General features: G+C 51.1%; 3 protein-coding genes and 1 pseudogene. 2 read left to right on the forward strand and 2 right to left on the reverse strand.

Annotated features, from left to right (window positions below; genetic code table 11):
* Both ACTHSP_RS19070 and ACTHSP_RS19075 read right to left on the reverse strand, forming a co-directional pair.
* Nucleotides 1–617 (reverse strand): response regulator (locus tag ACTHSP_RS19070; RefSeq protein WP_440346686.1); only part of this gene is annotated, 617 nt, incomplete at its 3' end.
* A 146-nt stretch (nucleotides 618–763) separates the two neighbouring features.
* Entirely contained in the window at nucleotides 764–1,330 is a 567-nt protein-coding gene (locus ACTHSP_RS19075) for an NADPH-dependent FMN reductase (protein WP_070587528.1), read from the reverse strand.
* Nucleotides 1,331–1,466: 136 nt separating this feature from the next.
* On the opposite strand from ACTHSP_RS19075, the gene ACTHSP_RS19080 reads away from it, so the two are divergent.
* The gene (locus tag ACTHSP_RS19080; RefSeq protein ID WP_440346687.1) at nucleotides 1,467–2,894 is read left to right on the forward strand and encodes an MFS transporter; all 1,428 of its coding nucleotides are present in this window, start codon (nucleotides 1,467–1,469) and stop codon (nucleotides 2,892–2,894) included.
* Between the two features lie 70 nt (nucleotides 2,895–2,964).
* Nucleotides 2,965–3,131, forward strand: a pseudogene (locus ACTHSP_RS19085) (D-alanyl-D-alanine carboxypeptidase/D-alanyl-D-alanine endopeptidase); the annotation flags it as partial.

Consider the following 3,131-nt stretch of genomic DNA (forward strand, 5'->3'; position numbering starts at 1 on the left):
TCTTTGCCGAGTTTTTTGCGTAAGGCGTGAATCAGGAAGTCAACGGCGTTGCTTTCGACTTCTTCGCCCCAGCCGTAAATTTTGTCTTCCAAATCGCTGCGCGACAGAATCATGCCCGGACGCAGCAGCAGGGCTTGGAGGACGGCAAATTCTTTGTTGCTGAGCATGATGGCCTGTTCCTGCCCGACTACTTCCGCCTGATGGGTGGAAGGGTTGAGCGTGATGATGCCGTTGGTCAGCAGCGTTTGCGCCTGTCCGCCGTGTCGGCGCAATACGGCACGCATACGGGCTTGCAGTTCCGCCATGTCGAAGGGTTTGACGATGTAGTCGTCTGCGCCGCCGTCTAAGCCGTTGAGCCGGCTGTGCAAATCGTCGCGCGCGGTCACGATTAAGACGGGAACGGTACAGCCGCCGTTGCGGATTTGCGCCAATACGTCCAAACCGTCTTTGCCGGGCAAACCCAAATCCAAGAGCAGCAAATCGTATGCTTGCGCCGCCACTGCTGCGGCAACTTCCGAACCGCGGCTGACCCAATCGACAGCGTAGCCGGTGTCTTTCAGATTGGCACTGACGGCTTGGGCAATCATGGCATCGTCTTCAACCAATAATACGCGCATGGAAGTTCTCCGGAGGATGGGTGGATAGTGATTATACCTGCACTCAATTAGTAAAAATTTAGGAAGGGTTGAAAAACTGATTTTTTGTAAAAGATGAGGCCGTCTGAAATTTCGTTTTTCAGACGGCCTGTATACTTCAATCCCGATTATTTAGGGTTTTTCTCAATCAAGGCAACCAATTGGTCGATATAGCCTTGAACAAAGCCGCGCGCGGATTCGATGAGCTGGCCGTTGTCGTCAAACAGGGTAGGCGAGTTGCCGAGGAACACTTCCGGTTGGCCGGTCAATGGCATATCGAAATACGAAAGGGCAAGGCGCAGATTTTTTTGCGCGCTATAACCGCCCATTTTGCCGACAGAATGACTGATGATGCCGGCAGGTGTTTTTTTCCAGGCAACATCGGCATTGGGTTTGGAGCCGATGTCGATGGCGTTTTTCAGGCAGGCCGGTACGGTACGGTTGTTTTCGGAAGTCACGAACAATACGCCGGCAGAGGCTTTGATGGTTTCACGGAACTCGGTATAGCTGGATGGAGTGGGGAAGTCGGTAACGGCAGGATCGTCGTAGTCGAAGTTGTATAAAGGTAAATGGCCGATTTCGACGATTTGCGCTTCGTAGCCTTCGGGGAACATGGGAATGACGTTTTGTGCGACTTTTCGTGCGAACGAGCCTTTACGCAGGCTGCCGACCAAGATGCTGACTTTCTTTGACATGTTTTTCTCCTGTTTAATAATAAAAATGAAAACAATTCTAAATTTTAGTGTTATCTGGGGAAGCGGTCAAGGTTTCAGACGGCCTGTCAAAATGGTTTATGCTAAAATAACGGTTTCGCTGATATTTCAAATTATTATGCACGCTTCTGATTCGCAAGAGGACGCAACGGCACACGAATACTATGCCGACAATCCCGACTTTCCAGCTAAAACCATTGTCGCCACCTTATTCATCGGCGCATTTTTCGGCTATCTCAACGACACGCTGCTGAATGTCGCGCTTACGCCGATTATGAAAGATTTTGGTGTCGATAAGACCACGGTTCAATGGCTGACAACGGGCTTTTTGCTGGTCATGGGGGCATTTACGCCGATTACGGCAGGCGTGATTCAATGGTTTGAAACGCGCAAAATGGTGCTGTTTACGCAGGCAACGTTTTTAGCAGGATCGCTGATTTGCGCGTTTGCACCGACGTTTGGCGTATTAGTGGTCGGTCGGATGGTGCAGGCAGTATCTGCCGCGTTTTTTGTTCCGCTTCTGTTTAACGGCGTGTTGTCGATTTTCCCGCCCAACAAGCGCGGAACGGTGATGGGCGTGATTACCATGATGTTTACCGCCGCGCCTGCAATGGGGCCGACGCTATCGGGCATCATCATCGACCATACGCATTGGCGCGTGCTGTTCGGCTTTACCGCGCCGTTTATGTTGGCGGCAATGGTGCTGGTGGGCAAATATTTGACGGTCAATTTGAGCAACATCAGCCGTCCGAAAATCGATATGTTGTCGGCTGTGCTGTCGATTGCGGGATTTGGCGGGATGGTTTATGCGAGCAGTAATTTTGCCCATATGCCGCTGCTGGAATTTATCCTGCTCTTTGCCGCTTCCGTTGTACTGGTGGGTTGGTTTGCGCACCGTCAGTTCCGTTTGGCTACGCCGTTGTTGAACCTTCGTGCTTTTGAATACAAACAGTTCAGATATTGCGTTGTGATTTTGGCCGGTGCGATATTCCTGTTCTTGGGCTTGGAACTGATGGTGCCGATGTACACGCAGCAAGTGTTGATGCTGACCGGTACGGCAACCGGTCTGATTCTGATGCCTGCCAGTATTGCCCAAGCGGTTGCCGCACCTTTGTTCGGCAAATTGTTGGACAAAAAGGGCGGACGCTTTGTCGTTTTGCCGGCAACAGTGATGCTGGTGGTGTCGCTGGCGGTATTGTGGCTGTTTTTGCGGATTGATACGCAAGTGGTGATGTTGACCGCGATGTTTACGCTGTTGGCGCTTTCCGTGTCTGCTTGTGTAACCGGCGAAACCCATGGTCTGAACGCGTTGCCGAAAATGCTCAATCCGCACGGTGCGGCGATTCTGACCACCATCAACCCGATTGCCGGTGCCATCGGCGTGGCGTTTTTTGTTGGTGCGACCAATATCGGCGAGAAACTTTCCAGCGCAGATATGCCGCAACAGGCAATGCTGGACGGTATCCATTTGGCGATGGGTTGCGCTTTGGTTGTCGGTGTTGTGGTCGTCATGTTCGCTTTGCGTTTGAAAGCGCATCAGAAATAAATAAAAGGCCGTCTGAACCGTTCAGACGGCCTAAGTACCTCGTAAGAATTTATAAAATTTTTGTAACACAATGAAATTGAAAAGTATTTTATCAATTGGCCTGATGGTGGCGGTTTGTCCGTCATGGGCTTTGGATTTCGGGCGTATCCCTGAAAATGAGATTTCCGTTTATGTGCAGGAATTGGACAGCGGCAAAGTGATTGCCGAACACCGTGCCGATGAATTGCGCAATCCTGC

This window comes from Neisseria sp. P0001.S005, from assembly GCF_051963715.1.

Coding starts and splice junctions, on each gene's coding strand:
- ACTHSP_RS19075 (WP_070587528.1), bottom strand. CDS start 1,330: ATGTCAAAGAAAGTCAGCATCTTGGTCGGCAGCCTGCGTAAAGGCTCG.
- ACTHSP_RS19080 (WP_440346687.1), top strand. CDS start 1,467: ATGCACGCTTCTGATTCGCAAGAGGACGCAACGGCACACGAATACTAT.